Here is a 2,321-nt window from a genome sequence, read left to right as displayed (position 1 = left end):
CTAGACATAGAGTTCTCCTGTTTTCTTTAGTGTAGAACACTTTATAAATTCTGTCTAGTTTAGTGTAACCGATTCAACCTTTAATTTCAAGAGAAGCGACTACTTGCAACTCAGAAACAATTACTCCTCCTCGAATTTTACGAGATAATACTTTCTTTACCGTGAAATCATCCAGTTTCTTATAATTCGGACTATCAATAGTATACGACTTTACTGATATTTCTGAACGGTTTTTATAGATATAATTATCTACTTTCTTGAAAATATCGTTGTAATATTTAGTTTGAAGTAGCTTCTCAAAAGAATTATAGGGCATATTTTCACCTCATGAAATTTGTTATTTACTTATTATATAACTCCAGATACTTGGAGATACGTATAATCATAAACTAGTTGTTTGAGAACAAATAGTAAAATTTCTACTTATATATGTCCATAAACAATTGTATTTCAGAAATACCGAGAGATATTGATAAGTCTTGTTCTCCAGCTAACGCGTCATCAATACCATCTTTAACGAGCATAAAGTCTGGTTTATCAGTCAGAAGTTGATTTAACATTTTACTGTATCTTAGCCTCAATTCTGTATCATTTTTTAATAGATATAAATTAAGTTTGATAACATCTAACATTCCATAAAGCCCCATTTGATAGCCTTTATCGTCAAGTCGTTCATCTTCAATCACCTCAACAGCCTTACACTGCTCCTCAGATAAATATACTTTTATTAAACTTACATAAGAAAGTGCTATAAATGGTAGTTCCGACTTTGAACTCAATTGCCAAATTCTGGGATAGTCTTTAATCGAAAAATGATAGTCATGTCCTGATTCAAGTATTGTCAATACCTTCGATTTTAACATGAATAACTGCTGATACACTGGCTCGTATAGCCTCTGAATAATTGCTGTTAGAATTGAAAATGGGATAAGCGGTAAAAACAACGGATTACGATGGACTACCAAAAATAATAGGTAGTATCCTATCATTAAGAGAAAGTATAGGATGTAATATACTTTAAAAAAAGACTTTGGTAATTTCCCTTCTTTATACTGGAAAGCAATTGCTGGAGCAAAGCCCATAACGTGATTAAGGAAAATTCTAAAATAAAATTTCGAACCTAATCTGACTAATACTACAAAGTAACAATATATACTTTTCAGTCTAAATAAAATCATGGTAATCCAAAGAAGTAAGGTATGTAAAACCTGAGAAAGTATATAATACATTGGAATAGCTGCTATAAATGACAGAACTATTTTCAGAGAATCACCACTTATATTTAACTGAATAAAAACTGGAGCAACGCAAAAAATGCTTGTTACTATTAGCAATAAAAACATCATCAAAGTTTTGTTAATTTTCATAGCTTCTCTCCCTATATGTTCCTTATATATTGTACAGAATTTTAAAAAATAAAGCCAAGGTGAATGTATCCAGTTAACTAAAAAACTTTAGAGTCACTGGTGCACCCACCTCGGCTATTATTCAAATATTCATACTAATAGAATAATCGCATTGTCCAAAGTGCTACTCCAGCACCAACCGCAACTACTGCGGCCGCTCCCCCTGTTGCCCAAATAATTGGGCCAGAAATTGTCGCAACTTTAGCCATTAAAATAGGATAACTGTACTTGATTGCAGTCCCTGCTGCAGAAACCAAACCAACTTGGCTCATTGCATCACGCAATCCTGCACTGCTAGCCCATAATCCTTGAATGTTGTTTCTAAAGTTGTTCCAGTCTCCTCCATCAAGATACATTATCTCTTCTTGATCGAGAGTTACATAATTTTTTGGTAATACCAGTTCCATAATATTTACCTCCATATGAAGATCATGGTTAGGATAATATCACCTAACAAATTCTCCTTTTAAATAAGCAGGGTTAGGGAATTTCCCTAACAAGTGATAGACAACTTAGTTTATATCTCCGTAGCAGCCTAGATAAGACAGCCTTTCTCTGTCTTATTGTATTTTATAGGTAGTCTAAGGGCTAAACTNAGACAACTTAGTTTATATCTCCGTAGCAGCCTAGATAAGACAGCCTTTCTCTGTCTTATTGTATTTTATAGGTAGTCTAAGGGCTAAACTCAAATTATTGTTTGAAACTCAACATTTCTAAAATCCAATCAAGATAAGTTTCTTTATCATATACTATTCTAACTTCAACTGGCATGTCTTTTTGAAGGATAATCGTCTCACTCTTGTGCTTTAGTGTTAGTGAATTCAATTCTATGATGTGGAAAGGCACCCCTTTTCTGTACACTTTTTATAAAGTGTTTTTGTTAAGCGATAACTCGCTTAACCATAGGTGTTTGGT

The 2,321-nt window shown here is 33.1% G+C and carries 3 protein-coding genes and 1 pseudogene; all 4 read right to left on the bottom strand.

All coding sequences use genetic code 11. From position 1 onward, the window contains the following. Positions 1 to 73: 73 nt before the first annotated feature. Positions 74 to 316 (bottom strand): hypothetical protein, encoded by a 243-nt coding sequence (locus ACERC8_RS09905; protein WP_373659696.1) that lies wholly within the window; start codon positions 314 to 316, stop codon positions 74 to 76. Between the two features lie 103 nt (positions 317 to 419). Then, positions 420 to 1,367: a hypothetical protein gene (locus ACERC8_RS09900; protein ID WP_373659695.1), complete on the bottom strand. Its 948-nt coding sequence runs from the start codon at positions 1,365 to 1,367 to the stop codon at positions 420 to 422. A gap of 134 nt (positions 1,368 to 1,501) precedes the next feature. Beyond that, the gene (locus ACERC8_RS09895; protein WP_373659694.1) at positions 1,502 to 1,813 is read right to left on the bottom strand and encodes a hypothetical protein; all 312 of its coding nucleotides are present in this window, start codon (positions 1,811 to 1,813) and stop codon (positions 1,502 to 1,504) included. A gap of 283 nt (positions 1,814 to 2,096) precedes the next feature. Continuing rightward, a pseudogene (locus ACERC8_RS09890) lies at positions 2,097 to 2,240 on the bottom strand (secretion protein HlyD); the annotation flags it as partial. Positions 2,241 to 2,321: the final 81 nt, after the last annotated feature.

It is taken from the genome of Streptococcus sp. E29BA, from assembly GCF_041807805.1.
Classification (GTDB): domain Bacteria; phylum Bacillota; class Bacilli; order Lactobacillales; family Streptococcaceae; genus Streptococcus; species Streptococcus entericus.
Note: the sequence above shows the minus strand (reverse complement) of the source record. Positions and strands in the feature narration are given on the sequence as shown.

What these genes read in the sequence shown, in the direction of transcription:
- ACERC8_RS09905 (WP_373659696.1), bottom strand. Translation starts at nt 316, where the DNA reads ATGCCCTATAATTCTTTTGAGAAGCTACTTCAAACTAAATATTACAAC.
- ACERC8_RS09900 (WP_373659695.1), bottom strand. Translation starts at nt 1,367, where the DNA reads ATGAAAATTAACAAAACTTTGATGATGTTTTTATTGCTAATAGTAACA.
- ACERC8_RS09895 (WP_373659694.1), bottom strand. Translation starts at nt 1,813, where the DNA reads ATGGAACTGGTATTACCAAAAAATTATGTAACTCTCGATCAAGAAGAG.